This is a genomic window from Curtobacterium sp. MR_MD2014, assembly GCF_000772085.1.
Lineage (GTDB): Bacteria > Actinomycetota > Actinomycetes > Actinomycetales > Microbacteriaceae > Curtobacterium.
The window spans coordinates 17,643-44,084 of the sequence record NZ_CP009755.1 but is presented as its reverse complement, the minus strand read 5'-3'; the positions used below and the strand labels follow the sequence as shown (position 1 = coordinate 44,084).

The 26,442-nt window shown below is 71.6% G+C and carries 28 protein-coding genes and 1 tRNA gene; 13 read left to right on the top strand and 16 right to left on the bottom strand.

Going from position 1 to position 26,442, the window contains the following annotated elements:
- Positions 1 to 20: 20 nt before the first annotated feature.
- From NI26_RS00225 to NI26_RS00215, 3 genes are read right to left on the bottom strand one after another with little or no spacing between them, the layout of a single operon-like run.
- A complete protein-coding gene (locus NI26_RS00225; protein WP_066651220.1) occupies positions 21 to 638 on the bottom strand; it encodes a TetR/AcrR family transcriptional regulator in 618 nt (205 codons plus the stop codon).
- A 48-nt stretch (positions 639 to 686) separates the two neighbouring features.
- The gene (locus NI26_RS00220) at positions 687 to 1,244 is read right to left on the bottom strand and encodes a MarR family winged helix-turn-helix transcriptional regulator (RefSeq protein WP_066651217.1); all 558 of its coding nucleotides are present in this window, start codon (positions 1,242 to 1,244) and stop codon (positions 687 to 689) included.
- Positions 1,245 to 1,291: 47 nt separating this feature from the next.
- Positions 1,292 to 1,474 carry a hypothetical protein gene (locus NI26_RS00215; RefSeq protein ID WP_066651213.1) on the bottom strand — a complete coding sequence of 61 codons (183 nt, stop codon included), beginning with the start codon at positions 1,472 to 1,474 and terminating at the stop codon, positions 1,292 to 1,294.
- A gap of 141 nt (positions 1,475 to 1,615) precedes the next feature.
- Here NI26_RS00215 and mgrA point away from each other — a divergent pair, with 141 nt between their 5' ends.
- On the top strand, positions 1,616 to 2,659 hold the full coding sequence (gene mgrA / locus NI26_RS00210; protein ID WP_066651210.1) for an L-glyceraldehyde 3-phosphate reductase: 1,044 nt from the start codon (positions 1,616 to 1,618) through the stop codon (positions 2,657 to 2,659).
- Positions 2,660 to 2,790: 131 nt separating this feature from the next.
- Here mgrA and NI26_RS00205 read toward each other — a convergent pair whose 3' ends face one another.
- Entirely contained in the window at positions 2,791 to 3,582 is a 792-nt protein-coding gene (locus NI26_RS00205; RefSeq protein WP_066651209.1) for an alpha/beta hydrolase, read from the bottom strand.
- Positions 3,582 to 4,109 carry a phenolic acid decarboxylase gene (locus tag NI26_RS00200; RefSeq protein WP_066651208.1) on the bottom strand — a complete coding sequence of 176 codons (528 nt, stop codon included), beginning with the start codon at positions 4,107 to 4,109 and terminating at the stop codon, positions 3,582 to 3,584. The genes NI26_RS00205 and NI26_RS00200 overlap by 1 nt, the downstream gene beginning before the upstream one ends.
- 62 nt (positions 4,110 to 4,171) lie before the next feature.
- On the opposite strand from NI26_RS00200, the gene NI26_RS00195 reads away from it, so the two are divergent.
- From NI26_RS00195 to NI26_RS00185, 3 genes are all read left to right on the top strand, one after another.
- Positions 4,172 to 4,642: a MarR family winged helix-turn-helix transcriptional regulator gene (locus NI26_RS00195; protein ID WP_081984511.1), complete on the top strand. Its 471-nt coding sequence runs from the start codon at positions 4,172 to 4,174 to the stop codon at positions 4,640 to 4,642.
- 123 nt (positions 4,643 to 4,765) lie between these two features.
- Positions 4,766 to 5,209 carry an Hsp20/alpha crystallin family protein gene (locus NI26_RS00190; RefSeq protein WP_066651206.1) on the top strand — a complete coding sequence of 148 codons (444 nt, stop codon included), beginning with the start codon at positions 4,766 to 4,768 and terminating at the stop codon, positions 5,207 to 5,209.
- Positions 5,210 to 5,223: 14 nt separating this feature from the next.
- Positions 5,224 to 5,538, top strand: a complete 315-nt coding sequence (locus tag NI26_RS00185; protein WP_066651202.1) for a hypothetical protein — start codon at positions 5,224 to 5,226, stop codon at positions 5,536 to 5,538.
- A gap of 105 nt (positions 5,539 to 5,643) precedes the next feature.
- Here the strand turns inward: NI26_RS00185 and NI26_RS00180 are convergent, their stop codons facing one another.
- The gene (locus NI26_RS00180; RefSeq protein WP_066651200.1) at positions 5,644 to 6,525 is read right to left on the bottom strand and encodes a manganese catalase family protein; all 882 of its coding nucleotides are present in this window, start codon (positions 6,523 to 6,525) and stop codon (positions 5,644 to 5,646) included.
- Positions 6,526 to 6,727: 202 nt separating this feature from the next.
- Between NI26_RS00180 and NI26_RS00175 the strand changes: the two genes are divergently transcribed.
- The 3 genes from NI26_RS00175 (at position 6,728) to NI26_RS00165 (ending at position 9,623) form a co-directional block, all read left to right on the top strand.
- The gene (locus NI26_RS00175) at positions 6,728 to 7,411 is read left to right on the top strand and encodes an SDR family oxidoreductase (RefSeq protein ID WP_066651198.1); all 684 of its coding nucleotides are present in this window, start codon (positions 6,728 to 6,730) and stop codon (positions 7,409 to 7,411) included.
- Between the two features lie 206 nt (positions 7,412 to 7,617).
- Positions 7,618 to 8,955, top strand: a complete 1,338-nt coding sequence (locus tag NI26_RS00170; protein ID WP_066651193.1) for a sensor histidine kinase — start codon at positions 7,618 to 7,620, stop codon at positions 8,953 to 8,955.
- A complete protein-coding gene (locus NI26_RS00165) occupies positions 8,952 to 9,623 on the top strand; it encodes a response regulator (RefSeq protein ID WP_066651190.1) in 672 nt (223 codons plus the stop codon). The genes NI26_RS00170 and NI26_RS00165 overlap by 4 nt, the downstream gene beginning before the upstream one ends.
- Before the next feature lie 12 nt (positions 9,624 to 9,635).
- On the opposite strand, the gene NI26_RS00160 is transcribed toward NI26_RS00165, so the two are convergent.
- The 10 genes from NI26_RS00160 to NI26_RS00115 all read right to left on the bottom strand — a co-directional run bounded on the left by NI26_RS00160 (position 9,636) and on the right by NI26_RS00115 (position 19,063).
- Positions 9,636 to 10,397, bottom strand: coding sequence for a triose-phosphate isomerase family protein (locus NI26_RS00160; RefSeq protein WP_066651187.1), 762 nt, complete (start codon positions 10,395 to 10,397; stop codon positions 9,636 to 9,638).
- On the bottom strand, positions 10,394 to 10,897 hold the full coding sequence (locus NI26_RS00155) for a ribose-5-phosphate isomerase (RefSeq protein WP_066651184.1): 504 nt from the start codon (positions 10,895 to 10,897) through the stop codon (positions 10,394 to 10,396). Before NI26_RS00155 ends, NI26_RS00160 begins: the two co-directional genes overlap by 4 nt.
- On the bottom strand, positions 10,894 to 12,627 hold the full coding sequence (locus NI26_RS00150; protein ID WP_066651181.1) for a dihydroxyacetone kinase family protein: 1,734 nt from the start codon (positions 12,625 to 12,627) through the stop codon (positions 10,894 to 10,896). Before NI26_RS00150 ends, NI26_RS00155 begins: the two co-directional genes overlap by 4 nt.
- A complete protein-coding gene (locus NI26_RS00145; protein ID WP_235426403.1) occupies positions 12,624 to 14,012 on the bottom strand; it encodes an MFS transporter in 1,389 nt (462 codons plus the stop codon). The genes NI26_RS00150 and NI26_RS00145 overlap by 4 nt, the downstream gene beginning before the upstream one ends.
- 73 nt (positions 14,013 to 14,085) lie before the next feature.
- A complete protein-coding gene (locus NI26_RS00140) occupies positions 14,086 to 14,847 on the bottom strand; it encodes an SDR family NAD(P)-dependent oxidoreductase (RefSeq protein WP_066651176.1) in 762 nt (253 codons plus the stop codon).
- Positions 14,848 to 14,858: 11 nt separating this feature from the next.
- Positions 14,859 to 15,812 carry a 3-hydroxyacyl-CoA dehydrogenase family protein gene (locus NI26_RS00135; RefSeq protein WP_066651174.1) on the bottom strand — a complete coding sequence of 318 codons (954 nt, stop codon included), beginning with the start codon at positions 15,810 to 15,812 and terminating at the stop codon, positions 14,859 to 14,861.
- Positions 15,809 to 16,807, bottom strand: a complete 999-nt coding sequence (locus NI26_RS00130) for a sugar phosphate isomerase/epimerase family protein (RefSeq protein ID WP_066651172.1) — start codon at positions 16,805 to 16,807, stop codon at positions 15,809 to 15,811. Before NI26_RS00130 ends, NI26_RS00135 begins: the two co-directional genes overlap by 4 nt.
- A 90-nt stretch (positions 16,808 to 16,897) precedes the next feature.
- Positions 16,898 to 17,614 carry a GntR family transcriptional regulator gene (locus tag NI26_RS00125; RefSeq protein WP_066651169.1) on the bottom strand — a complete coding sequence of 239 codons (717 nt, stop codon included), beginning with the start codon at positions 17,612 to 17,614 and terminating at the stop codon, positions 16,898 to 16,900.
- Positions 17,615 to 17,708: 94 nt separating this feature from the next.
- Positions 17,709 to 18,704: a matrixin family metalloprotease gene (locus NI26_RS00120; RefSeq protein WP_066651167.1), complete on the bottom strand. Its 996-nt coding sequence runs from the start codon at positions 18,702 to 18,704 to the stop codon at positions 17,709 to 17,711.
- A 272-nt stretch (positions 18,705 to 18,976) separates the two neighbouring features.
- Positions 18,977 to 19,063: transfer RNA gene (locus NI26_RS00115), tRNA-Leu, on the bottom strand.
- A gap of 110 nt (positions 19,064 to 19,173) precedes the next feature.
- Between NI26_RS00115 and NI26_RS00110 the strand changes: the two genes are divergently transcribed.
- Genes NI26_RS00110 through NI26_RS00085 form a run of 6 tightly spaced genes read left to right on the top strand, consistent with a single transcriptional unit; the run spans position 19,174 to position 26,436 of the window.
- Entirely contained in the window at positions 19,174 to 19,854 is a 681-nt protein-coding gene (locus NI26_RS00110) for an FhaA domain-containing protein (protein WP_066651163.1), read from the top strand.
- Positions 19,851 to 20,420 carry an FHA domain-containing protein FhaB/FipA gene (locus tag NI26_RS00105; RefSeq protein ID WP_066651161.1) on the top strand — a complete coding sequence of 190 codons (570 nt, stop codon included), beginning with the start codon at positions 19,851 to 19,853 and terminating at the stop codon, positions 20,418 to 20,420. Before NI26_RS00110 ends, NI26_RS00105 begins: the two co-directional genes overlap by 4 nt.
- Before the next feature lie 7 nt (positions 20,421 to 20,427).
- Positions 20,428 to 21,813, top strand: coding sequence for a Stp1/IreP family PP2C-type Ser/Thr phosphatase (locus NI26_RS00100; RefSeq protein WP_066651160.1), 1,386 nt, complete (start codon positions 20,428 to 20,430; stop codon positions 21,811 to 21,813).
- Positions 21,810 to 23,258 (top strand): FtsW/RodA/SpoVE family cell cycle protein, encoded by a 1,449-nt coding sequence (locus NI26_RS00095; protein ID WP_066651157.1) that lies wholly within the window; start codon positions 21,810 to 21,812, stop codon positions 23,256 to 23,258. The genes NI26_RS00100 and NI26_RS00095 overlap by 4 nt, the downstream gene beginning before the upstream one ends.
- Positions 23,255 to 24,709 carry a peptidoglycan D,D-transpeptidase FtsI family protein gene (locus NI26_RS00090; RefSeq protein WP_066651145.1) on the top strand — a complete coding sequence of 485 codons (1,455 nt, stop codon included), beginning with the start codon at positions 23,255 to 23,257 and terminating at the stop codon, positions 24,707 to 24,709. Before NI26_RS00095 ends, NI26_RS00090 begins: the two co-directional genes overlap by 4 nt.
- A complete protein-coding gene (locus NI26_RS00085) occupies positions 24,706 to 26,436 on the top strand; it encodes a protein kinase domain-containing protein (RefSeq protein ID WP_066651142.1) in 1,731 nt (576 codons plus the stop codon). The genes NI26_RS00090 and NI26_RS00085 overlap by 4 nt, the downstream gene beginning before the upstream one ends.
- Positions 26,437 to 26,442 lie beyond the last annotated feature (6 nt).

Genomic DNA, 26,442 nt, shown 5'->3' with positions numbered 1-26,442 from the left:
TCCGGCCGCGCGGAGCCGCCTCAGTCGTCCGCGGCGGGGATGATCGACTCGAGCAGGCGGAGCACCCGCTCGCCGTCGACCGCCTCCGGGTCGAGCAGCCACTGCACCTGCAGGCCGTCGGACGCGGCGATGCCGAGGCTGGCCAGGTCGACCGGGTCCAGGTCGGCCCGGATCCGTCCGGCGGCCTGGTCCGCGGCGATCAGCTCGGCGAGGTCGGCGCGGAGCCGGGTGAAGCGCTCGCGCATGAAGTCGCGCGTGGCGGGGTGCCCCTCCTGCACGGCGTCGGCCGCGAGCGTCGTGTAGAGCTGCACGAGCCCGGGGACCGCGCGGTTCCGCGACGCGCTCTCGCGCATGTCGCCGATCGCGGACCGCAGGCGGTCCGGGGCGTCCTGCTCACGCACCTCGTGCTCGCGGTAGACGGCGAGCAGCAGTTCGTCGCGGCTCGGGAAGTAGTGCCGGAGCGCCGCGTGGGTGATCCCGAGCGCGTCGGCGACCGAGCGGAGCGACGACGCGTCGACGCCCTGCGCCGCGACCATGCGGATCATCTCGTCGAGGATCTGCGCACGGCGTTCGGCGCCCTTGCGGTACCCGCCGCGTCGGGGCGGGGTCGCGCCGTCGTCGTCGACCTCGTGCGTCATCCCCCCAACTTACCGCTGGAAGGTTTTCGCGCCACCCTGCGGTCGCCACTAGGAGTCGTTCGGCTCCGCAGCGCCGTCGGGGTCGACCGTGTACTCGTCGACGGGTGTCGGGGTCCCGACCGCGAGGGCGTCGGTGATCTGCGACAGGCAGCGCGCGAGCACCTCGTTGTCCTCGCTCGACAGGTGGTCCATCACGCCGACCACGGCCTCGTGGAACCGGGCGTACGACGAGTCGATCTTCTCGGCGGCCTGCACCGTCGGCTCGAGCACCTGCGCCCGTCGGTCGGTGGGGTGCGGGACGCGGACGATGTCGCCCTTCGCCGCGAGCCCGTCGACGATCTTCGTGACCGACGCGTTCGAGACGTTGAGCATGACGGCGAGGTCCTTCGGGCCCATCGCCCGACCGTCCCGGTGCGCCTGCAGCATGTACCGCACCGTCAGGAACTCGTTCTTCGTCAGGCCGCTCTCGGTGCGGGCCTGCTCGAGCTGCTGCTCCTCGACGTGCTGCAGACGCAGGAGCGCGTCGACGGCGACCTTCGCGGCCTTCGACCGCGGCTCCCTGGCGTAGAGGTGGACGTGCTCACGGCGGACGACGGTCAGGGGCATCGGCTGGTGGGGTCTCTCTGTCGGGCGGATCCGGTCGGAGCGGGTGGCTACGCGGTGGGCGCCGTGAAGAAGTCAGCGTACGACGGTTCGCTGCGCGTCGACAGGAGCGACGGGTCCTGGATGCGCCGGGACACCCAGGCGTCGATCACGGCGGGGTCGGTCAGGCCGACCCGCGTGTGGGTCGCGGACATCCGTGTGGTGCGCGGCATCCCGGAGTACGTGCTGTGCATGGCTGATCCCGCCTTCCTGCGTCGTTGCCGTCCTGGTCGGACGAGTGAACTGTTTCACGACGCGAACGATCAGTGCAACGAACCTTTCGCGTTCTGTACGGTTCGCGCGGCACTCGACGGGGCGGGGCCAGGATGGGTCCCATGTCCTACATCGCCGCGGACGACCGCTACGACTCCATGCCCTACCGCCGGACCGGCCGCTCCGGCCTCGACCTGCCACTGCTCTCGCTGGGCTACTGGCACAACTTCGGCGACGACAAGCCCTTCGAGACGCAGCGGGCGATCAGCCGTCGGGCGTTCGACCTCGGCATCACGCACCACGACCTCGCGAACAACTACGGCCCGCCCTACGGCGCCGCCGAGGTGAACTTCGGCCGGCTCATGCGCGAGGACTTCCGTCCCTACCGCGACGAGATGGTGATCTCGACGAAGGCGGGCTGGGACATGTGGCCCGGGCCGTACGGGCAGGGCGGCGGCTCGCGGAAGTACGTGCTCGCCTCGCTCGACCAGTCGCTCGAGCGGATGGGCCTGGACTACGTCGACGTCTTCTACTCGCACCGCCTCGACGCCTCGACCCCGCTCGAGGAGACCATGGGCGCACTCCACACCGCGGTCCAGCAGGGCAAGGCGCTCTACGTCGGGATCTCGTCCTACGACGCGGAGCGCTCCCGACAGGCCGCCGAGATCCTCCGCGACCTGGGCACGCCGCTCCTCATCCACCAGCCCTCGTACTCGATGCTCAACCGCTGGATCGAGGACGAGGGCCTGCTCGACGCCGCGGGCGACCTGGGCTTCGGCGTCATCGGCTTCACCGCGCTCGCGCAGGGCCTGCTCACCGGGCGGTACCTCGACGGCGTGCCGGAGGACTCGCGCGCCGCCGCCGGGAAGTCCCTCGACGCCGGGTCCCTGACGGACGAGGTCGTCGGACACCTGCGGGCGTTGAACGACATCGCGTCCGACCGCGGGCAGAGCCTCGCGCAGCTCGCACTCGCGTGGGCACTGCGCGACGAGCGGGTGACCTCGCTCGTCATCGGGGCGTCGCGCGTCGAGCAGCTCGAGCAGAACGTCGCGGCGCTCGGCAACCTGTCCTTCACGGACGACGAGCTGCGCCGCATCGACGAGCACTCGGTCGGCGTGCTCGACGTCGACCTGTGGTCGGGAGCCCGTTCCGGTCAGGTGAGCTGACCCCCGCGAGGTTCGACCCGGTTCCGTCCGGCCTGGCCCGGCGCGGATCGCGGAACGCAACGTCGGCGGTCGCTCGCAGCGCTGTACCGCTGCGAGTTGCCGCCGACGTTGCGTCGTGCGGGACGGTGGCGTCAGCGCAGGCCGAGCCGCTCGTCCAGCAGCGCCAGGAGCCGCTCGCGGAAGGGCACCGAGGACCAGCCGTGGTCCGCACCGTCGACGACCGTGAGTCGCGCACCCGGCAGGAGGTCGGCGTACCGGCGACCGTACGACACCGGCACGATCGCGTCCTCGCTGCCGTGCACCACGTCGGCCGGTCCGCCGTAGCCCGACACCGGCCCGTACACGTCGAGGTCGTCCTGCACGTCGGCGATGAACGCGCCACCGAGGGGCATCCCGCCGAAGTCGAACCATCCGTGCTCGCGCACCGGGGCGAGCGGCTGCCCCTGGATCACGTCGTGCTCCGTGATGTCGTCCACGACGACGCCGGCGGGCGACCACAGCGTGAGCGTCCGGACGAGCGAGGGCTCCTGCGCCGCGGCGAGCGCCGACTCGACGGCCCCCAGGCTGTGCGCGACGACGTGCACGCCCTGCCCACGGTCGGCGGCGCGGATCATCGTGACGACCTGCTCCACCTCGTCACGGATGGTGATGTCCGCGAACTCCCCGTCACTGGCGCCCTGTCCGAGTCGGTCGTGACTGCGGACGACCGCGCCTCGGGCGACCAGGTGTCGTGCGGTCTGCACGAAGAGCTGGTGCCCGCCGAGCGCACTGTCGCTGAAGCCGTGCACGAGCAGCACGACGGGCGCATCCGCGGCCGCACCGTCCTGCGGCTCCCACTGCCATCCGCGGACCGTCCGACCGTGGTGGTCGAGCGTGGTCGGGGTGGTGCGGGGATCGGCGCCCCGCAGCGGCACGACGGACATCAGTTCGTCCGGTCCGCCCAGCCGGCCGGCAGGTCACCGGGAGCGGTGTCGATCACGGTCTCGTCGTCCGCGCCGACGTGCTCGAACAGCGTGATGTGCGCGAACTCCGGCACGACGTAGATCGGGTAGGTCGGACCCTCGTCGCGGAAGCGCTGCATGTCGTCCAGGTGGTCGTTCTGGAACAGCACGGTCTTCTGCCCGTCGAGCTCGATCCAGCGCGGGAAGAAGATCGTGCCGTGCAGGACGCGCTGCTCCGGGACGACGTTGACGACGACGCTGGTGCCGGTCGGCTCGTTCCAGGACACCTTGTAGACGCCGGGGGCGAGGGCGACGAGGTCGACGGTCTGGTCCTTCACCCAGCGACCGCCGACGTGGCCGGTGTGGATGCGGTAGTCGATGGTCGTCGCGTTCTTGACGTACATCTCGTACTGCCAGCCGTTGGCGTACGTGTAGACGAACCGGTGGCCGACGATGCCGGTGAGGTCCTGGGGCGGTTCGGGGTGCTCGACGGAGGTCTGCGTGCTCATGCGTCGAGTTTGCTCCCGAACTGGTTTTGTTGCAAACAAACCTCGCTGCTAGGTTGCCGTGTGTGCAGGGTACGGACGGACCGGGCGGCACGACGCAGGTCGCGCGCAGACTGAGCGACCGCATCGGCCCGTTCCGACGCGCCCTCCTCCGCACGTCGCGTGAGGTCGCCGACCTGCCGGACCTGCCCGACGCCCAGGTCGAGGTGATGCGGGCCCTGACGGGGACCACGACCACGCCCTCTGCCCTCGCCGGCCGGCTCGGACTGGCTCGCTCGACGGTGAGCAACCTCGTGTCGGCGATGGAGACCGCCGGGCTCCTCGAGCGACGACTGGCAGCGGGTGACGGACGCCGGACCGAACTCCGCCTGACACCCCTCGCCGAGGAACGACTCGCCGCCTACGACGACGCCTCGACCACCGTGCTCGTCGAGGCGCTCGACCGGCTGCCCCCCGAGGACCGAGCCGCGCTGGCCGCAGCGCTCCCCGCACTCGAGCACCTCCACCGCGAGATCGCGCACCGCGGCGACCACTGATCGTCGGCGACCCGGTGCTCCCAGCGCCCTCCGAGCGTTCTCTTGGCACTCCTGAGGGGAGAGTGCTAGAACATGACGCAGTTGAGTCGAAGGGACTCAACAAGGACGAAGGAGTTGATCTCGATGACGATGCAGTTCGACCCGTTCCGCGAGCTCGACCGACTCGCCGGCTCCCTGCTCGGTGCCGGCGCCGGTGCTCCCCGCTCGATGCCGATGGACCTGTACCGGACCGGCGACCACTACGTCCTCGACGTCGACCTGCCGGGCATCGACCCCGGATCGGTGGACGTGGACGTCGACGGCTCGGTGCTCACCATCCGCGCCGAGCGCACGCTCGGTGCCCCCGAGGGTTCGCAGTGGCTGACCCGCGAGCGCCAGCCGGGCACGTTCGTCCGGCAGCTGACGCTCGGCGACCACTTGGACACCGCGCGCATCAGTGCCGCCTACGACAACGGCGTGCTGAGCGTCACGATCCCGGTCAAGGAGTCCGCGAAGCCCCGGAAGATCGACGTCACCACCGGTGGCGGGGCGCAGCAGCTCGCGGTCGGCAGCGGTTCCACCGAGTAGTCCGGGGGCGTGCGGTGACGACGATCATCAACGCCTTCCTCGCCGTCGCGGTCGTGACGGGAGCGCTGGTCGCGACGAGCCTTGACCGTCGGGTGGCCGTGCTCCTCGGCGCGGCCGGCAGCACGGCGGGGAACTTCCTCACCTGGCTGGTCGCGCCCGGCGCGTGGGCACAGGTCCCGCTCGTCCCCTGGCTCGCCGCGGTTGCCGGCACGGTCGCGCTCATCGCACTCTGGAGCGCGACGCGCCTCTGGTCCGGCATCTTCGAGCCACCGCGCGCACCGCGCGACGACGACACCGCCGCGCTGGCGACGGTGGGCGTGGAGTCGTGACGGCGTGACCACGTGACGGACGGGAGGCGCGGTACCGGCTGGCACCGCGCCTCCCGTCCGTCTCCCGGTCGCGTCGGGTGCTGAGGCCGCGCGACCGGCGGACCGTCACTCCTTGTTGAGCTTGTCCTGCACGAGCCCGGCGGTCTTCTCGACCACGTTCGGCAGCTCCGTCGTGCCGTAGAACCGCACGTCCGGGTGCGTGGGCGGCGGCATCGGCACCGACGACGTGGGGCCGTCGTGGTAGGAGTACTCGCCCTTGCCGTCGAACGACGGGCCGCTCGCCCAGGGGCCGTCGCCGGCCTCCTTGCCGTCCGAGAAGTTGAGGTACTGGTAGCTGGACTCGGTGTGCTCCTTCGACTGCGGGAAGTTGCTCGGCACCGGGAAGCCCTCGACGCCCTGCTCGCGGAGCTCGGCCGCGGCGGTCGCCCACATGTTCTGGTGCATGGTGTCGCGGGCGATGAGGAACGAGAGCAGGTCCCGCACGCCGTGGTCGTCTGTCATGTGGTAGAGCCGGGCAGCCTGGACACGGCCCTGCATCTCGGCGTTCTCGTTGGCCGTGAAGTCCGCGAGCAGGTTGCCCGACGCGGTGATGTACGAACCCTGCCAGGGGTTGCCGTTGCTGTCGACCGGACGGGCGCCTGCACCCGCGACGATGGCGTGCTGCACGTCGGTCCCGCCGACGATCGCGGCCACGGTCGGGTCGTCCTGCAGCGCGTCCTCGGTGATGCCGAGCGGGCTCTTCTCGAGCAGCTGCGCGATCATCGTCGCGAGCATCTCGACGTGGCCCATCTCCTCGGCCCCGATGCCGAACACCATGTCGCGGTACTTGCCCGGGATGTGCATGTTCCACGCCTGGAACTGGTACTGCAGGGCGACGGAGATCTCGCCGTACTGACCCCCGAGCACCTCCTGCAGCTTGCGCGCGTACACCGCGTCGGGCTTGTCGGGGGTGGCCTTGAACTGGAGCTCCTGCTTGTGGAAGTACAACTCGTTCTCCTGTCTCGATGGTCGTCACGTCGTCGTGGTGCACGGCGGCGTGGCGGGGTCCGTCGTCGTGGCCGACGCTCCGCTCGGATGACTGGGCGGGCGTTCGGGGTGGACGGATCGCGCGGGTCCGTTGGCCGGATCGCGCGGACGACGTCCCGCTGCCCCCGGTCCGAGCGCGGGTGATCGGCCTAGCGTGTGGCGCATGGACCTCGAACTCACCGGCCGTGTCGCCCTCGTCGTCGGCGGACGGGGGTACATCGGCTCCGTCGTCGCCGAGACCCTGCGTCGCGAGGGCGCCCGGGTCGTCGTCGCGTCGCGGAACGCCGACGGGGACGACGCCGTGGCGATGGACACCGCGTCGCAGGAGTCGGTGGACGCCGGGGTCGCCCGTGTCCTCGACCAGCACGGACGCATCGACGTCCTCGTCGTCACCGCCGCGCCGGCGGCCGGGACCCTCGACCCGGAGCGTGCGTCGGACCCCGAGCAGGTCGCCGCGGCGATCGACGGCAAGGCACTGGGCTTCCTCCGGGTCGCGAACGCCGTGCTGCCCGTGCAGCGCGAGGCGGGCTTCGGCCGCGTCGTGGTGGTGAGCGGGCAGAACGCCTACCTGTCCGGCAACGTCACGACCTCGCTCCGGAACGCGGCGACGAGCATCATCGCGGGGAACCTGGCCGACCAGTCCGTCGGCACGGGGGTCACCGTGAACGTGGTGAACCCCGGTGCGGTGACGGACGAGCCCGCCAGGACGGTGCAGCCCGGGGCCGGTGGCGAGTCCAGCCCGCAGCAGATCGCCGACCTCGTCGCGTTCCTGTCGTCCCCGCGCTCGGTCGTCAGCGGGGAGTCGGTGTCGATCGGGCACCGCGTGCTGGGACAACTGACGATCTGACGGGTTCGTCCTGCAGGACGACCCCGTTCGTCCCTCCGCACGATGCCCGACGACCTGGTCGACCGACAGGCTCGGTGGCATGGAGAGCTCGACCAAGCACGTGATCGCCACCCTCGCCACCTGCGCGGCGATCATCGTCGTCACCGCGGTGGCCCTCGTCGCGATGTCCCCCGTGCCGTGAGCCCGCGTCGTGCGATGATCGAGCCGTGACGGACCGGCGCACGTTCCTCCGGCCGATGCGGACCCGGTCGGTCGTCGTCGACCTCCTCTGGGCGGGCCTCGCCGCGCTGGTGTCCGCCGCCCCGATCGACGTCGAGCTCGAGCACGCCAGCCCCCTCGCCGTCGTGATCGCCACCGTCGCCATCGCCGTCCGCCGCCTCTCGCCGAGCGCGGCGATGACCGCGACCGTCGCCCTGGGCGCGGTGCAGGTGGCCGGCGGCGAGCGACCGTCGTTGGTCGACCTCGCCATCGCCGTCGTCATCGGCACCGTCGCCGTCGTCGGGACGCGGTTCGAGGCCGTGCTGGCCGGTCTGCTCGCCGTGGTCGCCGGGGCTTCGGCGTCGATGTACCTCTCCACGACCGGTTACCGCTACGCACTACTGCTGAACGGGCCGCGTGACCAGGTCGTCCTCGTCCTGGCCGCCCCGGCACTCGTCCTGCTCTCCTTCTGGGCGGCGGGCCTCGCCGGTCGGGCGATCCGGTCACAGAACGCCGAGGCCGTCCGGCGTGCCGACGCCGAGGCGGCCGCCAGCCGGGCGGAGGCCGTGGCCAACCGTGCCGAGGCCGTGGCCACGCGCGCGGTCGACGAGGCCGAGGCGGAACGCATCCGTGCGGACATCGCCCGCGACGTGCACGACGTCGTCGGCCACTCGCTCGCGGTCATCATCGCGCAGGCGGACTCGGTGCCCTTCCTCGACGACGAGGCGCGGATCCGCGAGGTCAGCGCCACCATCGCCAGCACCGCCCGGAGCTCCCTGGTCGAGGTGCGACAGGTCCTCGGGCACATCGACGGGTCGGACACCGCGAGCGACCCGACGTCCTTCGAGGAGATCGTCCGCGGCATCCGCGACGCCGGGGTGGACGTCGAGCACGCCGTGCGCGGTGTCGCCCGACCGCTCGGCGCGGTGCACGGCACGGCTGCCCGCCGGGTCCTGCAGGAGATGCTCACGAACGCCCTCCGGCACGGGGCACCGGGCGGTGCCGTCGAGGTCCGGGAGACCTGGCGGTCCGCCGACCTCGTGCTCGAGGTGGAGAACGCCGTCCCGTCGGACGCGCTGCCGGTCGGGCCCGGGCTCGGGCTCGAGGAACTCGCCGCGGCGGCCACCGGCGGCGTCCCCGTCCGCGCGACCGCGACCGCAGGACAGCCGACCGCGACCGCCGAGCAGCCGACGGTCACGTCGACCCGTGGCTCCGGCCGGGGCCTGACCGGCATGCAGACCCGACTGACCACGATCGGCGGGTCGTTCGACGCCGCCGTGCTGGACGCCGTGTTCGTCGCGCGCGCCCGCATCCCGTTCGACGTCCGAGGGGGGACGACCCGATGACCGACCCGATCCGCATCCTGCTCACCGACGACCAGGCGCTCTTCCGGGCGGGCCTGCGCGTGGTGCTCGACGCGCAGCCCGACATGCAGGTGGTGGGCGAGGCCTCGGACGGCGCCGAGGCCCTCGACCGCGTCCGGGAGCTGCGGCCCGACGTCGTCCTGCTCGACATGCGCATGGCCGGGATGGACGGCGTCGAGACGGTGCGCCAGCTGTTCTCCGGCGCCGTCCCGGGGCCGCTCCCCCGCGTGGTGGTGCTCACGACGTTCGGCCTCGACCCCGCTGCCGCCACCGCGATCCGGCTCGGTGCGAGCGGGTTCCTGCTCAAGGACACGACACCGCCGTTCCTGTTCGCCGCGGTGCGGGCCGTGCACGAGGGCAGCTCGGTGATCGCCCCGAACGACCTGTCGCAGCTGTTCGGCGCCGACGTCGACCGAGCCCCTGCTCCCCAGCCCGAGGCGTTCCAGACCCTGACGGACCGGGAGCGCATCGTCTTCGGGTGGGCGTCCCGAGGGCTCTCGAACGCCGAGATCGCGGCGAAGGAGTTCGTCACCGAGTCGACCGTCAAGTCGCAGATCTCGAGCATCCTCGGCAAGCTCGAGCTCCGCGACCGGGTGCAGCTCGTGGTCTACGCGCACGACCACGGCCTGGCGGGCGCCCGGGAGGGGTGACCGGCGACCCGGTCAGGAGGCCAGGGCCGCCGCCTCGTCGAGCACCGCACCGACCGCCGCGGGTTCGTGCGCGAAGCGCCCGAGGAACACTCCGCCGATCCGTCCGCGTCCCCGGGTGAGCAGCCCCGGTCCGGCGCTGCCGCCGTAGACCACCCGCGACCCCGCGAACGCCGGCCGGGCCGCCAGGGACTGCTCGATCCCCTCGAGGACCCCGACGACGTGCTCGTGCGGCGCCGGCTCGGCGGCGCCGATCGCCCACACGGGCTCGTACGCCACGGTGACCCGTCCGGTCGTCCCGGCCTCCGCGGCCACCGCCAGCGCCCGGTCGAGCTGCCCGGTGACCTCCGCCACGGCCTCCGCACGGGAGGCGCGGACAGCTTCGCCGACGCACACCAGCGGTTCGAGGTGGTGCCGGAAGGCCGCGTGCACCTTGCGCGCGACGACCTCGTCCGTCTCGTGGAACCGGGAGCGCCGCTCGGCGTGCCCGATCTCGACGAGGTCGACGCCGATCTCGCGGAGCTCGGCGCCGGACACCTCGCCGGTGGACGCGCCCTCGTCCGACGCCGACAGGTCCTGCGCGGCGAGCCGGATGCCCGACCCGGCGAGCAGCTCGCGCACCGGGACGAGCGCGGGGAAGGTCGGCGCGACGAAGAGCTCCACCGCGCCGGCGGCGACCGCGGGGTGCCGCCGGGCGATGTCCGCCACCGCGCTCGCCCACGAGAGCGTCTGCGCGTGCGAGAAGTACATCTTCAGCGACACCCCGACGATCGTCATGCGCCCGGGTCCGTCCCGTCCCCAGGGGCGTCGGTGCCGACCGGCGCGGAGCCGTCGTAGCCGCAGATCGCGGCGACCTTCTCCGCGCTCGCGCTCGACGGGTCGAACGTGTACCCGAGCCACTCCTTCGCCATCCGCCGGGCGACCTCGACACCGATCACGCGCTGGCCCATGCAGAGCACCTGGGCGTCGTTCGACAGCACCGACCGCTCGACGCTGAACGAATCGTGCGCCGTGACGGCCCGGATGCCGGGCACCTTGTTCGCGCTGATCGCGACGCCGAGCCCGGTGCCGCAGACCAGGATCGCCCGGTCGGCCTCGCCGTCCGCGACCATCCGGGCGGCATCGACGGCGACGTGCGGGTACGCCGTGTGGCCGTCCGCGTCGACGCCCACGTCGACCACGCTGGCCACGCGGTCGTCGGCCTCGAGGTCCCGCTTGATGACCTCCTTGTAGTCGAAGCCCGCGTCGTCCGAGCCCACCACCAGTCGTAGCGTCATGCGTCCACTCCTTCCTCGTCGATCGTCGCCGTCAGGGTCTCGACGACGAGCGCGAAGGACACCGCGCCCGGGTCGGGGGTCCCGACGGCCTGTTCCGCGTGCGTCCGCGCGCGGCCCTTCCGCGGCAGCAGGTCCGCGCTGGCGTCCGCTGCCCGGCGGGCGGCGTCCACCGCCGTCCGCCACGCGGTGTCCAGGGCATCGCCGGCCTCGAGCCGGCGCCGCAGTTCCTCGTCGAAGGGGACGAGGGCGTCCACCATCGTCTTGTCGCCGGGCACCGCCCCGAAGGCCAGGACCGCCTCGGTGGCGGCCCGCACCGCGTCCGCGACCGTCGCCGACGTCGGACGCGCGTCGTCCCCGACGACGCGACCCAGCGCCTCCAGGGCGGCACCCCAGATCGCACCGGACGTCCCGCCTGCCCGGTCGGACCAGGCGTCGCCCGCGACCCGCAGGAGCGTCCCCGCTCCCGCGCCCCGAGCGAGCGCGTCCGCGGCGGCGGTGTCCGCCGCGTGCGACCCGCGCTGCATCCCGATGCCGTGGTCGCCGTCCCCCGCGACCTGGTCGATGCGGCCCAGTTCGTCCGCGTGGTCGTCGAGCACCGCGCGCACGGCGCTGATGCCCGCTGCGATGCGACCGGCCGCGGCACGCGAGTCGTCGCCCGCCGGACCGATCACGATGCCCTCCTCGTCGGCGGCGACCACGTCGTCGGCGACCCGCTCCTGCGGGACCGCCCCGCCCTTGCGGAAGGCGGGCGTGTCCGCGGGTGCCGACCACAGCTCCTCGAGCTCGTCGTCGAGCCAGAACAGCGTCAGCGAGACCCCGGCCATGTCGAAGCTCGTGACGAGCTCGCCCACCTCCGGCTCCACGATCACGACACCGGCGTCCCGGAGCCGTCGCTGCACCGAGCCGTAGACGACGAAGAGCTCCTCGTACTTCACGCTGCCGAGTCCGTTGAGCACCGGGACCACCCGGGCGCCCTCGACCGTGACGCCCGCGGGCACCTCGTCGAGCAGCCGTTCGACGAGCAGCGCCGCCAGACCGTCGGCGCTCGGCACGTCGGTCTCGTCGATGCCGCGTTCGCCGTGGATGCCCATGCCGATCGCCATCCGTCCCTCGGGCACCTCGAACAGGGGCTCCTCGGCACCGGGCAGCGAGCAGCCCGAGAACGCGACGCCGAAGCTCCGGGTCCGATCGTTCGCGCGGGCCGCCACGGCGGTGACGTCGTCGAGCGGGCGTCCCTGCTCGGCCGCGGCCCCGGCGACCTTGAACACGCAGAGGTCGCCCGCGATCCCGCGCCGGTCGGCCTCGGCACCGGCCGGGGCGGACACGACGTCGTCGGTCACCCGGACCGTGCGGACGGGGATGCCCTCGTCCTCGAGCGTGCGGGCCGCGGCGTCGAAGTTCAGCACGTCGCCGGCGTAGTTGCCGTAGCTGAGCAGCACGCCGCCACCGTGCTCGGCGGCACGGCAGACCGCGGCGACCTGCTGCGCGGACGGGCTGGCGAACAGGTTCCCCATCGCCGCGCCGGCGGCCAGCCCGTGCCCGACGAGACCGCCGAACGCCGGGTAGTGCCCCGAGCCGCCGCCGATCACGACGGCGACCGTGCCGTCCGGACTGGTGGTCGCGCGGGCGACACCGCCGTGCACCCTGCGGACCCACCGCTCGTTCGCCGCGACGAAGCCGTCGGTGGCCTCGTCGGCGAAGGCTGCCGGGTCGTTGTACAACCGGGTCATCGCGTCGTCCCCTTCGTCGAGGTGGTGGCCACGTGCGAGGTGTCGAGCAGCTCGTCGGCCTTCGCGCCCCGGAAGAACCTGGTGCAGGAGATCATCACGGCGGCGACGAACGCCAGGACGCCGAGCGACACGATGCCGAAGGCCCCGCTGTCGGTCGGGACCGCCTCGTTGATCGCGGTGCGCATGATCGGGGCGACGAAGCCACCGAGGTTGCCGAGCGAGTTGATCAGGCCGATGCCCGCGGCCGCCGCCGCACCGGTGAGGAACGCCGTCGGGTAGGCCCAGGTGATCGGGCCGACCGCCAGGAAGCTCGCGACGGCGAGGGTGATGAACAGGATGCCGAGGACCGGCTGGCCGTTCGCACCCGCCCACGCCGACCCGAGGATGGACAGCCCGGTCGTGATGTAGAACATCGTCCCCCAGCGGCGGCGACGACCCACGGTGTCGGCCTTCGACCCGACGAGGTAGCAGGCGACCAGGCCGACGAGCCACGGGATCGCCGCGACGAGGCCGACCTGCCAGCCGACGTCCTGCCCGAGCAGCGACGACACCTGCTGCGGCAGGTAGAACGTCGTGCCGTACACGGCGACCTGCAGGCAGAAGTAGATGATCGTGAAGTACCAGACGCGGCCGCTCGCCATCGCCTTCCAGATGCCCTCCGGGCCGTCCTCGGTGCGGGCGGTGTCCTCACGGTCCATCGCCGCGGTGAGCGACTGCTTCTCCCCCGGTTCCAGCCACTTCGCCTGCTGCGGGCTGTTCGTCAGGAAGAACAGCGCCGCGACGCCGGCCAGCACCGCGAGGATGCCCTCGCCGAAGAACATGACCTGCCAGCCGTGGAACGGGGTGACCTGGTCACCGACGCTGATGAGCCCGCCGGACAGCGGTGCGCCGATCATCTGCGAGAACGGCTGCGCGAGGTAGAAGATCGCGAACATCCGCACGCGGACCTTGTTCGGGAACCACTCGGACAGGTACATGATCACGCCCGGGAACAGTCCCGCCTCGGTCACACCGAGCAGGAAGCGCAGGACGATGAACATCGTGTCGTTCGTCGTGAACGAGAACAGTGCGGCGACGATGCCCCACGTGACGGCGATCCGGGCGAGCCAGAAGCGCGCCCCGAAGCGCTTGAGCAGCAGGTTGGACGGGATCTCGAAGATCGCGTAGCCGATGAAGAAGATGCCGGCGCCGAGGGCGAAGGCCGCGTCGGAGATGTTCCGGTCGACGCTCAGGGCCTCCTCGGCGAAGCCGACGTTGGTGCGGTCGAGGAAGGCGACGAAGTACAGGATGACCAGCATCGGCATGAGGTGCTTGGTCGCCTTGGCGATCGCGGACCTCAGTGCCGGGTCGTGGGTGGACCCCAGGGCGGGGCTGCTTGCGGACACGAATCGCTCCTTCGCGATCATGAGTGGTCGTTCTGGTGGTCGGAGCCGTCGGCTCCGGTGCGTGCCGTCGGGTTCAGTGCATGTAGAGGCCGCCGTCGACGTTCAGGGTCTGACCCGTCACGAACCCGGCGTCGGCGCTGACGAGGTAGGCGACCGCGGCGGCGACGTCCCGCGGCGTGCCGATGCGCGGCATGACACCGTCGGCAGCCATCTCGGCCTTGCGCTCCTCGGAGAGGGTGCCGCCCATGATGTCGGTGTCGATCGGGCCGGGCGCGATGGCGTTCACCGTCACGCCGTGCTGCCCGAGCTCGCGGGCCATCCCGCGGGTGAGGCCGATCACGCCGGCCTTCGCGACCGAGTACGGCGTCTTGCTGAACGTCCCGCCGCCGCGCTGCGCGGAGACCGACGACAGGTTGACGATGCGGCCGTACCCGTTCCGCACCATCGACTCGGCTGCCCGGAGACCGGCGAAGTGCACCCCGTCGAGGTTGATGCTCAGCACCCGGTGCCACTCCCCCTCGGGCAGGTCGAGGTAGGCGTGCGCCGACGAGACACCCGCGAGGTTCACGAGTGCCGCGATCGGCGGGAGCCCGGCCTCGATGGTGTCGAAGGCGGCCCGGACGGCGGCCTCGTCGGCGACGTCCGCGCCCGCGCCGACGGCCTGCACGCCGTGCTGCTCGCGGAGTTCGGCGGCGACGGCCTCGCTCGCGGCCTGGTCGAGGTCGACGATCCCCACGTTCCAGCCCTGCTCGGCCAGGTGGTGGGCGGTCGCACGGCCGATGCCGCGCGGGGACGCCGCGCCGGTGAGGACGACGGTCTGCTGCTCGTTGCGCATCGCGTGCTCCTTCAGTGGATCGGGGCCGGGCCGAGCTCGTCGAGGAGCTCCTGCATGGCGACGTAGGCCCTGTTCCGGTAGGCGACGAGCTCCGGCGTGCGGTCGGCGGGCACGTCGAGGTAGCCCGATCCGGTCTTCGTGCCGAGCTCGCCGGCGTCGACGTGCTGCTGCAGCGTCGGCGGGGTGGCGAAGCGCTCGGGCCAGCGGGTCTGCAGCGACTCGAAGCAGAACGCGTAGACGTCGAGTCCCGCCATGTCCGCGATCGCGAACGGGCCGAAGAAGGGCAGGCGGAACCCGAAGGTCGTCCGGACGATCGTGTCGATGTCGTCGGGGCTGGCGATGCCCTCGTCCGCGATCTTCGATGCTTCCTCGAACAGGGCGTACTGCAGGCGGTTCAGCACGAACCCGGTCGAGTCCTGCACCCGTGCGGACTGCTTGCCGGTCGCCGCGACGACTGCTTCGCCGACGGTGACGGCGTGCTCGCCGGTGGTGGGGTGCGGGATGAGCTCGACACCGGGGATGAACGGCGCCGGGTTCGAGAAGTGCACGCCGAGGAAGCGCTCCGGACCGGTGACGGCCTCGGCGAGGCTCTCGATGAGGATCGTCGACGTGTTCGAGCCGATGACGGCGTCGGGTCGGGCGGCGGCGCTGATCCGACGCAGGGTCTCGTGCTTGATCGCGAGCTTCTCGGGGACCGCCTCCTCGATGAAGTCGGCGTCCGCGACGGCGGCCTCGATCGACTCGGCGGCACTGAGGTGCGCGGTGACCCGCGCGACGGCGTCCTCCGGGAACAGGCCGTCGGCGACGAACTGGCCCGTCTCGCGGATCAGCCGCTCGAGGTTCTGCTGCGCGATCTCGGCCGAGACGTCGGCGATGCGGACGGTGTGACCGGCGAGGGCGAGGACCTGGGCGATCCCGCCGCCCATGTACCCGGACCCGACGACGGCGATGTCGAGGGTGCTCATCGGACTGCTCCTCCGTGCTTCGTGCCGATGCTCGTCGTGGCGAGCACCGACCGGATGTACTGCTGGTTGGTGGCGCAGACGCCGAGGCTGTCCCCGCCGTACTGCTCGGTCATGACGATCCCGCGGAAGCCGTCGGCGACCGCGTCCCGGAGGACCTGGCGGTAGTTGATGAGCCCGGTCTCCATCGTGCTCGGCGCACTCGTCGCCCAGCTGCCGTCGCCCGCCTCGTCGCGCGTGTAGTTCTTCACGTGCAGGTAGTTCGTGTGGGGCATCGTCTTCGCGAAGAGCTCCCGCCAGTCCTCGACCGGACGGTGCAGGCGGACGAGGTTCGCCACGTCGGCGTTGAGACCGACGGTGTCGAGCCCGATCTCCTCGACGAGCCGGACCGCGCTGTCCGCGGTGCCGAGGTAGGTGTCCTCGTACAGTTCGAGGGCCATCGGCAGGCCGACGCTCGCCGCGTGCTCCCCGAGTTCGCGGAGGCGTCGGACGGCCGCGTCCCACACGTCGGGGTCCTCGGGGTCCTTCGGCCCGGGAGCCGTCCAGAACCAGAGCGCGCGCTGCTGGGCCTCCGAGAACGGCTGGTGCAGTCCGGTCGAGAACACCTGCATGCCCCACTCGGCCGCCGCGTCGATCGTGCGGTGGGCGTAGGCGAGGTTCTCCTCCTCGTGCCCGGGCTGGATCACGCTCCGACGCTGCAGGTGCACCGACGGGATCCCCACGCCGTGGGCCGCCGCGACCGCGAAGAGCTCGTCGCGCCGGGACCGTTCGAGGTCCGCGGGGCGGATGTGGCTGTCGGCCAGCTCGGCGAGCGAGAAGCCCGCTGCGGCGATCTGGGCGAACACGTCGTCCCACACCTCGACGGGGGCGTCGTGGAAGGCGGTGCCGTCCCGGGTGACCCGGTCGAAGCCGTGCAGGCAGACGGCGATCGGCCACGTCCGGTCGGTCCAGCTGTCCGGGTCCCAGTCCTGCTCGACCCAGTCCTGCAGTGTGCTCACGGAGTGCTCCCTTGCATCACGCGGTTCGTCCTTGAACCTCTTTCCTATAGGAAAGATACTCGCGCTGAGTCAGAGCGCAACCCCGTTCCGTCAGGCGGAGTGTGACGCGTCGGCCCGGGAGCGCACCCGCACCGCGTCGATGTGGTGCCGCATCGCCGCCACGGCCGTGGGCGCGTCCACGGCGAGGGCATCGAGGACCGCACGGTGCTCGGCGACCGCCCGCTCGGTGTCGTCGTCCCCGCCCTCGACGATCTGCCGCATGCGGTGCACCCGCGTCGTGATGATCGCGGACATCTCCTCGAGGAAGGGGTTCCTCGTCGCGTCGAACACGAGCTGGTGGAACCGCCAGTCGGAGCGGAAGAACCGGGCCATCAGCTCCTCGGACGCACGGCGGGCGCCGACCCGGGCGACCTCGGCGGCCACGGCCTCCTGCTCGGCGAGCGCCGCAGCGAGCCGCTCCCGCAGCACGTCCACGTCCCCGCGTGCCGCGAGCTCGACCGCCCCGCTCTCGACGATGAGCCGCGCGTCGAACAGCGCCTCGAGCTGGTCGCCGGCGAGCGGCGGCGCGACGCGGTACCCCTTGTTGGCCTCGCGCGTGACCAGGCCGGTCCGCTCGAGCTGCACGAGGGCCTCGCGCACCGGGGTCGGGGAGACGCCGAGCGTCCGGGCGAGACCGTCGATCGACAGGCGCATCCCGGGCTCGACGTCGTGCCCCATGAGCACCTCGAGCACCCGGTCGTACACGCGGTCGCGCAACCCGATCTGGGTGATCCGCGCGGAGCCGAAGCCCGGCATCGTGCTCGTCATGCGGTCGATCCTAGAGAGTGCAGGGTCCCGCGACCTGCGCGTCCCGCGGCGGCGGTGGCCGGTGTGCGCCGGCGCCTGGCACCGGTGGCGATCGTCAGTACCGGGCGTCGATGCCCAGGGCGTCCCCGAGCCCGAGGCTGCGCTGGGCGACGTCGCACGGCGCGGCCGCGGGCTTCATGACGAGGGCCGACGAGGCTGCGGTGTGCCCGAGGCCGTACGCGTGCCCCCACTCGTGCGTCGCGACGCCGCGCAGGTCGTACCGGTTCCCGGAGCACGTCGCCGTCGACGACCACGCGTACCGGGTCGAGTAGCGCTGGTCCGCCTCGACCGCGATGCCGTCCTGCGACCACACGCACGTGGTCGCGAGCGTGCCCGCGGGCAGGGAGCCCCAGCCGGTGACGCTCCGACGGTCGGGGTCGCCGCAGCCCCCGGTGCTCGAGACCGCGGGGGTCCTCGCCGTCGTGCTGACCCAGGTGTTCGCGGCACTCGACGTGATCGAGCGCCCGCAGGTCCCGAGCCGTCCGCTCCACGCCGTCGCACCCGCGCGGATCGCCACGCGGTCCGCCGCCTTCGCTCCCGTCGGGTTCGACCACCACCGGACGTCCCTCGTCCAGCGGTACGCCAGGAGCGTGTAGGACCGGTCCGTGCAGCTCGAGGCCGCCGATCCGGTGCCGGTCGTGGCCGCACCCGCACCGGCGTCGTGCCCGGCGGCGACGCGGCCCTCGCGCAGTGCGAGCACCCGCCGGACGGCAGCAGGGGCGCCGGACCAGCGGCCGTCGATCGCCACGGCGATGCCTGCCGCGCCGGTGTTCGTCACCGAGGCGTCCCCGGGGTCACCACCGGTCGTCGTCGCCACGGGCAGCGCCGTCACCGTCGTGCCGGCGTCGGGCACCGCGAAGACGCGACCGTCGGGGAGCACGACCGAGCCGGACGCGACGACGCAGCCACCGGACAGCTCGGCGACCGTGATCCGGTCACCGCGGCACGACGGCGCGGCGTGCGCGGGGGCGACCCCGACGCTGGTGGTGACGACCGCGACGAGCGCGGTCCCGAGTGCGACCACGGCAGCGGTCACGGACGACGTCCGCATGGGTCCTCCAGGAGCAGGCGCACCGGCACGACCCGGTACGACGCCGATCAGTGTGCGGAGAGCGGCAGCGGAGGGGCAACCCCCAGAACGGGCAGGCCGGCGGTCACCACGGGGTCGGTGGGCCGACCCGGTCGGCGCGCCGAGGCGGACCCGATCCGTGCACGGCTGCGGCCGACGGACGGAGGTGGGACGAGCCTCCAGGCCGGTCGTGGGGAGCATCGGCGCCGGAACGCGGAACGGCCCCCGGATTCCTCCGGGGGCCGTTCCTCACCTGGTGCGCGAGGGGGGACTTGAACCCCCACGCCGTTTCCAGCACACGGACCTGAACCGTGCGCGTCTACCAATTCCGCCACTCGCGCCAGCCCGGCAACACTAGCACGCGACGGAGGGTGCCCGTGACCACGCACAGACGGGCACGAGCGCCACCCACTACCATGCAGTGGTCCCTGACCGACGAACACGGAGACACATGGGCCTCTTGGACAGCTTCGAGCGAGGGTTGGAGCGCGCCGTCAACGGCACCTTCGCGAAGACCTTCCGCTCCGGCGTGCAGCCCGTCGAGATCTCCAGCGCGCTGCGGCGGGAGCTCGACACGAAGGCCGCCGTGGTCTCCCGCGAGCGGATCCTCGTCCCGAACGAGTTCACGGTGCGCCTCGCGCCGCCGGACCACACGCGGATGAACGACATCGGGCGCCCGCTCATCGACGAGCTGTCGCAGATGGTGCAGCAGCACGCGGTGGCTCAGAACTACTCCTTCTCCGGACCGGTCTCGATCACGCTGCAGCAGGACGGCACGCTGTCCACCGGCATCCTGCAGGTCGACTCGTCGACGGTGCAGCGTGACGTGGCGTGGGTCGCCGTGCTCGACATCGGGTCGCAGCGCCACCGGCTGCACCGCGGCCGCACCGTGATCGGGCGCGGCACCGACGCGGACATCACCGTCGCCGACACCGGGACGAGTCGGAAGCACGTCGAGATCATCTGGGACGGCAAGCACGCGCAGGCCAACGACCTCGGGTCCACGAACGGGTCGAAGCTGAACGGCGAACGCTTCCAGCAGGCCATCGTCGAGCCGGACTCCACCATCGAGATCGGTCGTACCCGTATGGTGTTCCGGGTGATCCCGGAGAACGACGGAGGTGCGCGATGACCACGGGCCTGACCCTGCTCGTCCTGCGCTTCGCCTTCCTCGCGGTGCTGTGGCTGTTCGTGTTCGTCATCGTCTTCGCCCTGCGGAGCGACCTGTTCGGCCAACGCGTCCGCACCATCCCGACCGACCCGAAGGCCGGAGCGTCCGCACCGACGACGCCGACCGTGCCCGCCGCCGCAGCTCCTGCAGCCGCAGCGCCCGGCGCGTTCACGGAGCTGATCGGCCAACCCGCGGGCCCGACACAGCAGCAGTCCGGCTCCGCACCGTCGACCGGCGTCGCGACGCGCCTCGTCATCACCGAGGGCTCCCGCGAGGGCATGGAGATGCCCCTCGGCGGCGGTCCGATCACCATCGGACGCTCCAGCGAGTCGAACGTCGTCATCCGCGACGACTACACGTCGACCAACCACGCCCGCCTCGACCTCCGCGGCGAGGGCTGGGTCCTGTCCGACCTCGAGTCCACGAACGGCACGTTCGTCAACGGTCAGAAGGTGACCGGGCCCGTGACCATCGCGGAACGGACGCCGATCACGATCGGGACGACGACGTTCGAGCTGCGGCGGTAACCGGGACATGACGGCTCGCACGCTGAGCGCCGCTGTGTCCCACGTGGGGCGCATCCGCGCCAACAACCAGGACTCCGGCTACGCCGGCACGCACCTCTTCGCCGTCGCGGACGGCATGGGCGGCCACGCCGGCGGCGACGTCGCGTCCGCGATCGCCATCCGCCGCATCCGCGAGGTCGACCGCGAGTTCCCGTCCGCGCACGATGCCGAGTTCGCCCTGCAGTCCGCGCTCATCGCCGCGAACCAGCTCATCACCGAGACGGTGTTCGAGCACCAGGAACTCACCGGCATGGGCACCACGGTGTCCGCACTCATCCGGGTCGGCGAGCAGATCGCCATCGCGCACATCGGCGACTCCCGCATCTACCGCCTGCGCGACGGCGAGCTGCAGCAGATCACCTCCGACCACACCTTCGTGCAGCGCCTCGTCGACAGCGGTCGCATCACGCCGGAGGAAGCCGCCGTCCACCCCCGGCGCTCGGTGCTCATGCGCGTGCTCGGCGACGTCGACGCCGCCCCCGAGGTCGACACCGCCGTCATGGACATCCAGACCGGCGACCGCTGGCTGCTCTGCTCGGACGGTCTGTCGTCGTACCTGGCCGAGGAGCGGATCCGGCACGCGCTCGCGTCGACCATGGACGCGAACCAGGTGACGCAGCGCCTGGTCAAGGAGACGCTCGACCACGGTGCCCCGGACAACGTGACCGTCGTCGTGATGGACGTCACCGACACGGAACCCGAGGACGACGACGCCGCCGCCACCACGGTCGGTTCCGCCGCGGCACCCCTGACCTTCGAGGCGTCGACCGGTCGCAAGCCGATCCGCCTCCCCACGATCCTGCTCCACCCGCTCAAGGTGAGCGCCGTGCCGGAGGACTCCCACTTCGAGCCCGAGTCCGACCAGTACTTCGCCGAGCTCATCGCCGAGGACCGCCGTCGGCGCATCCGACGCCGCGTGGCCTGGTCGATCGCGCTCGTCGTCGCCGTCGCGGCCCTCGTGGGGGCGGTGTTCCTGGGCTGGCGGATCACCCAGGCGCACTACTACGTCGGCACCGACCGCGGCACGGTCGCCATCTACCAGGGCGTGCAGCAGTCGATCGGGCCGATCGCGCTGTCGGACGTCTACGAGGACACCGACATCTCGGTCACGTCGCTCCCGGACTACACGCGCGAGAACGTGCGGTCGACGATCAACGCGACCTCGCTCTCCGACGCGCGCGACATCGTGGACCGGCTGCGGAAGGCCGCCGAGACCGGCCAGGACCAGGCCGGCACGGGCGGCGATGCGGACTCGTCGCCGTCGCCCACCCCGACCCGGTCGGGGTCACCGTCGGGCAGCGCCTCGCCGTCCGGCAGCGCCTCGCCGTCCGAGAGCCCGGGGGACGGCCGATGAGCACCGCGACCGCGCAGTCCTTCACGCAGGCGATCACCATCAAGCTGCGGGAGCCGGCCCGGGCCCGGAACCTCGAGCTCGTGCTGCTCGTCATCGCGTGCGGCATCTGCGCCGGCGCGATGGTGCTCGTCCAGCTCGGCACGAAGGGCCGCATCTTCGACACCGGTGTGCTCTGGGTCGGCGGCGGGATCCTCGGCCTCGCGCTCGTCATGCACGTGGTGCTCCGCGTCGTCGCGAAGCACGCGGACCCGTTCGTGCTGCCCATCGCCCTGGTGCTCAACGGCATCGGCATCGCCGAGATCTACCGCATCGACGTGCACAACGGCCTGACCGGCTGGGACGCGATCGGCGTCAAGCAGATCGTCTGGACGATGCTCGCGATGGTCCTGGCGACGATCACCGTCGTCGCGGTCCGCAACCACCGCTTCCTGCAGCGCTACCGCTACATCTTCATGTTCGCGACGATCGCGCTGCTGCTCCTCCCGATGCTCCCCGGCATCGGGGAGAACGTCGGGGGCGCCCGCGTGTGGATCCGCGTCGGCCCGTTCTCGTTCCAGCCCGGTGAGCTCGCGAAGATCACGATGGCGCTGTTCTTCGCCGGGTACCTCGTCACCGCCCGGGACTCGCTGTCGATCGTCGGCAAGAAGTTCGCCGGCATGACGTTCCCGCGCGCCCGTGACCTCGGCCCGATCCTGGTGATGTGGGCGTCGGCCATGGCCGTCCTGGTGTTCCAGCGCGACCTCGGCACGGCGCTGCTCTACTTCGGCCTGTTCCTCGTGATGATCTACGTCGCGACCGCCCGGCTCGGCTGGGTCGTCATCGGGCTCGGGCTGTTCGTCGGCGGTGCCCTCGTCGCGCAGTCGGTCCTGGTCTACGTGCGGGGTCGCTTCGAGCAGTGGCTCGACCCGTTCGACCAGGCGATCTTCGACCGACAGACCCAGGGCAGCTACCAGCTCGTCCAGGGCCTGTTCGGCTTCGCGAACGGCGGCATCACGGGCACCGGCCTCGGTCAGGGCCGTCCGTACATCACGCCCGTCGCCAACGCGGACTACATCGTCGCGTCGCTCGGCGAGGAACTCGGGCTGATCGGCGTCTTCGCGATCCTCGCCCTGTTCATCGTGCTGGCGTCGCGGGGCCTCCGCGTGGCCTTCATGGCGCAGGACGACTTCGGCAAGCTGCTCGGTGTCGGCTTCGGCTTCATCATCGCCCTGCAGGTGTTCGTCGTCGTCGGCGGCATCACCCGGATCATCCCGGTGACCGGTCTGACCACACCCTTCATGGCCGCGGGTGGCTCGTCGCTCATCGCGAACTGGATCATCGCGGCGATGCTGCTGCGACTGACCGACTCGATCCCCGCAGAACAGCGCGTCCAGCAGGGCGCGGTCCCCGCCGCCCGTGGCCGTTCCGGACGCGGTGCGACGACCAGGAAGGAGCGCACCCGGTGAACCGACAGCTCCGCGGCGTCTCGACCGTCATCGTGCTCATGTTCGTCGCGCTCTTCGTGTCGACGACCTCGATCCAGTTCTTCGCCGCCGACACCCTGCGTGCCGACTCGCGGAACTCCCGCACGATCCTGGACAGCTACTCGACCAAGCGCGGCGCGATCCTGGTCGACGGCAGCCCGATCGCCGAGTCGACCCCCTCCGACGACCAGTACCAGTACCAGCGCAAGTACACGAACGGTGCGCTGTACTCCGCCGTGACCGGCTACTTCACGATCGGCCAGGGCAACACGGGTATCGAGAGCGCCGAGAACGCCGTGCTCTCCGGCAACTCCGACGCGTCGTTCTTCCAGAACCTCAACGCGATCCTCACCGGGCAGGACGTCCAGGGCGACAACGTCAACCTCACCATCGACCCGGACGTGCAGCAGGCCGCGTACGACGCACTCGGCGAGAACAGCGGTGCGGTCGTTGCGATCCAGCCCAGCACGGGCAAGATCCTGGCGATGGTGTCGAAGCCGGCGTACGACCCGAACGCCCTGACCTCGCACGACACCGCGCAGGTCAAGCAGCAGTACGACGCCCTGCTGCAGCAGACCCCGACCCCGCTGCAGAACCGGGCGATCGGCGGTGACCTGTACACGCCGGGATCGGTCTTCAAGCTCGTCGTGGCCTCCGCCGCGCTCAAGGACGGCAAGTACTCGCTCGACTCCGAGTTCCCGAACCCGTCGCGCCTGCAGCTGCCGGGCACCAGCTCGTACATCAACAACGCCGAGGGCGGCTCCTGCGGCGGTGGCGACACGGTGAAGCTCCGGACGGCGATCCAGTTCTCGTGCAACATCCCGTTCGCCGAGCTCGGCCAGAAGCTCGGGTACGACACGATCAAGTCCGTCGCGGACGAGTACGGCTTCGGTGACGCGATCGAGGTCCCGATGCGCGCCACCGCGAGCCAGTACCCCGACGTCGACTCGACCGCCCAGCTCATGCTGAGCGCGTTCGGGCAGGCCAGCGTGCGCGTCTCGCCGCTGCAGATGGCGATGGTGTCGGCCGGCATCGCGAACGGCGGCAAGGTCATGCAGCCCTCGCTCGTCGACTCGATCACCACGAGCGACCTGAAGACCGTCGAGTCGTTCTCGCCGAAGCAGTACAGCGACCCGCTGTCCGGCTCCGAGGCCGCCGACCTGACCGAGGCGATGCAGAGCGTCGTGAGCGGCGGGACCGGCACCAATGCCAAGATCGACGGAGTCGACGTCGCCGGCAAGACGGGTACGGCGGAAGGCGGTACGGGTGATCCGTACACGCTGTGGTTCACGGGGTTCGCCCCGGCGAAGAACCCGGAGGTGGCCGTCGCGGTCGTCGTCGGGAACGGCGGCGGACTCGGGCAGTCCGGCGTCGGCAACACGGTCGCGGCCCCGGTCGCGAAGAAGGTCATGGAGGCGGTGCTGAACAAATGAGACCCACCAGCGGACTCACCTTCGGTGGGCGGTACCAGCTCTCCTCGCGGGTCGCGATCGGCGGCATGGGTGAGGTGTGGCAGGCGACCGACCTCGTCATCGGCCGGACCGTCGCACTCAAGATCCTCAAGGACGAGTACCTCGGCGACCCGGGCTTCCTCGAGCGCTTCCGCGCAGAGGCGCGCCACGCTGCCCTCGTCAACCACGAGGGGATCGCCAACGTCTTCGACTACGGCGAGGAGGACGGCAGCGCCTACCTGGTGATGGAACTCGTCCCGGGCGAGGCCCTGTCCACCATGATCGAGCGGGAGCACACGCTGCCGGTCGACAAGGTGCTCGACATCGTCGCCCAGACGGCGAACGCCCTGCAGGCCGCCCACGCCGTCGGCCTGGTGCACCGTGACATCAAGCCCGGGAACCTGCTCATCACGCCCGACGGCCGTGTGAAGATCACCGACTTCGGCATCGCGCGCATCGCCGACCAGGTCCCGCTCACCGCGACGGGCCAGGTGATGGGCACCGTCCAGTACCTGTCCCCGGAGCAGGCGAGCGGCCACCCGGCATCGCCGTCGACCGACATCTACTCGCTCGGCATCGTCGCGTACGAGTGCCTGGCCGGACGTCGTCCGTTCACCGGCGAGTCCCAGGTCGCGATCGCGATGGCGCACATCAACGAGCAGCCGCCCGCGCTGCCCGGTGACGTGCCCGAGCCGGTCTCGGCACTCGTGCTGTCCTGCATCGCCAAGAAGCCGGCGGACCGTCCGGCGACCGCGGCGAACCTGGCCCGCGCGTCCCAGGCGCTGCGGCGCGGGGACGTCGCCGCAGCGACCGTCGCCGTGCCTGCAGTCGGCGGCGCGGGCACCGTCGCGTTCAACCCGCCGCAGCGTCCGGGCAACGACGCGGCGACCGCGCTCATCGGCACGCAGGCCGGAGCCGTCGCCGGCCCTCCCGGCACGCCGCGGTCACCGGCAGCGCCGGAGGACGAGGAGCCGACCAAGAAGCGCGCCTGGATCTGGTGGCTCGTCGGGGTCCTCGCAGTGCTCGTCATCGGTGGGGTCATCGCGGCCTTCGCGCTCGGCGGCTCCGACGATCCGGACCCCGCACCGACGTCGGCCTCGGCCGCGCCGACCAGGTCGACGCCGACACCGACACCGACCACGGCACGGGTGTTCCTGAACAAGAGCGACTACGTCGGCCGCAGCGCCGACGAGGTCCGGAACGAGCTCCAGGGCCGCGGCTTCGAGGTCACCGTGCAGGACGGCAGCCCCGCGCCGACGGCAGAGCAGGCCGGCACCGTCGCAGACCTCACCCCGACGGGCAGCGTCGTCGAGGGCACCCTCGTGACGCTCACCCAGTACACGACGCCGCCGACGGCCAACAAGCCGAACACCCCGACCGCGGGGACGGTGTCCGAGTCCGGCCAGGTCACCTTCAGTTGGTCGGGCGCGACGTGCCCCGACGGCTACGACGTGTCGAAGTACACGTGGACGGTCACGGGCGGCAAGGACGCCTCGGGAGCCACCTCCGGGGACACCAGCTCGACGGCCGTCACCATCCAGGCGGACGCCGTGAACGACGAGGTGTCCTTCACCTACACGGTCACGTGCGGCTCGCTCGCTGCCTCCGAGTCCTCGGACGCCGCGACGGCGACGTGGGAACAGGCCGAGGACCCGACGCCCTCGGGCACCCCGACCCCGACCCCGACGGGCCCGCAGGACGCCAACTGATCGTCA

Coding starts and splice junctions, on each gene's coding strand:
- NI26_RS00190 (WP_066651206.1), top strand. CDS start 4,766: ATGACGATGCAGTTCGACCCGTTCCGCGAGCTCGACCGACTCGCCGGC.
- NI26_RS00140 (WP_066651176.1), bottom strand. CDS start 14,847: ATGCGCAACGAGCAGCAGACCGTCGTCCTCACCGGCGCGGCGTCCCCG.
- NI26_RS00175 (WP_066651198.1), top strand. CDS start 6,728: ATGGACCTCGAACTCACCGGCCGTGTCGCCCTCGTCGTCGGCGGACGG.
- NI26_RS00085 (WP_066651142.1), top strand. CDS start 24,706: ATGAGACCCACCAGCGGACTCACCTTCGGTGGGCGGTACCAGCTCTCC.
- NI26_RS00165 (WP_066651190.1), top strand. CDS start 8,952: ATGACCGACCCGATCCGCATCCTGCTCACCGACGACCAGGCGCTCTTC.
- NI26_RS00220 (WP_066651217.1), bottom strand. CDS start 1,244: ATGCCCCTGACCGTCGTCCGCCGTGAGCACGTCCACCTCTACGCCAGG.
- NI26_RS00105 (WP_066651161.1), top strand. CDS start 19,851: ATGACCACGGGCCTGACCCTGCTCGTCCTGCGCTTCGCCTTCCTCGCG.
- NI26_RS00205 (WP_066651209.1), bottom strand. CDS start 3,582: ATGTCCGTCGTGCCGCTGCGGGGCGCCGATCCCCGCACCACCCCGACC.
- NI26_RS00155 (WP_066651184.1), bottom strand. CDS start 10,897: ATGACGCTACGACTGGTGGTGGGCTCGGACGACGCGGGCTTCGACTAC.
- NI26_RS00110 (WP_066651163.1), top strand. CDS start 19,174: ATGGGCCTCTTGGACAGCTTCGAGCGAGGGTTGGAGCGCGCCGTCAAC.
- NI26_RS00225 (WP_066651220.1), bottom strand. CDS start 638: ATGACGCACGAGGTCGACGACGACGGCGCGACCCCGCCCCGACGCGGC.
- NI26_RS00125 (WP_066651169.1), bottom strand. CDS start 17,614: ATGACGAGCACGATGCCGGGCTTCGGCTCCGCGCGGATCACCCAGATC.
- NI26_RS00200 (WP_066651208.1), bottom strand. CDS start 4,109: ATGAGCACGCAGACCTCCGTCGAGCACCCCGAACCGCCCCAGGACCTC.
- NI26_RS00120 (WP_066651167.1), bottom strand. CDS start 18,704: ATGCGGACGTCGTCCGTGACCGCTGCCGTGGTCGCACTCGGGACCGCG.
- NI26_RS00135 (WP_066651174.1), bottom strand. CDS start 15,812: ATGAGCACCCTCGACATCGCCGTCGTCGGGTCCGGGTACATGGGCGGC.
- NI26_RS00160 (WP_066651187.1), bottom strand. CDS start 10,397: ATGACGATCGTCGGGGTGTCGCTGAAGATGTACTTCTCGCACGCGCAG.
- NI26_RS00095 (WP_066651157.1), top strand. CDS start 21,810: ATGAGCACCGCGACCGCGCAGTCCTTCACGCAGGCGATCACCATCAAG.
- NI26_RS00150 (WP_066651181.1), bottom strand. CDS start 12,627: ATGACCCGGTTGTACAACGACCCGGCAGCCTTCGCCGACGAGGCCACC.
- NI26_RS00100 (WP_066651160.1), top strand. CDS start 20,428: ATGACGGCTCGCACGCTGAGCGCCGCTGTGTCCCACGTGGGGCGCATC.
- NI26_RS00215 (WP_066651213.1), bottom strand. CDS start 1,474: ATGCACAGCACGTACTCCGGGATGCCGCGCACCACACGGATGTCCGCG.
- mgrA (WP_066651210.1), top strand. CDS start 1,616: ATGTCCTACATCGCCGCGGACGACCGCTACGACTCCATGCCCTACCGC.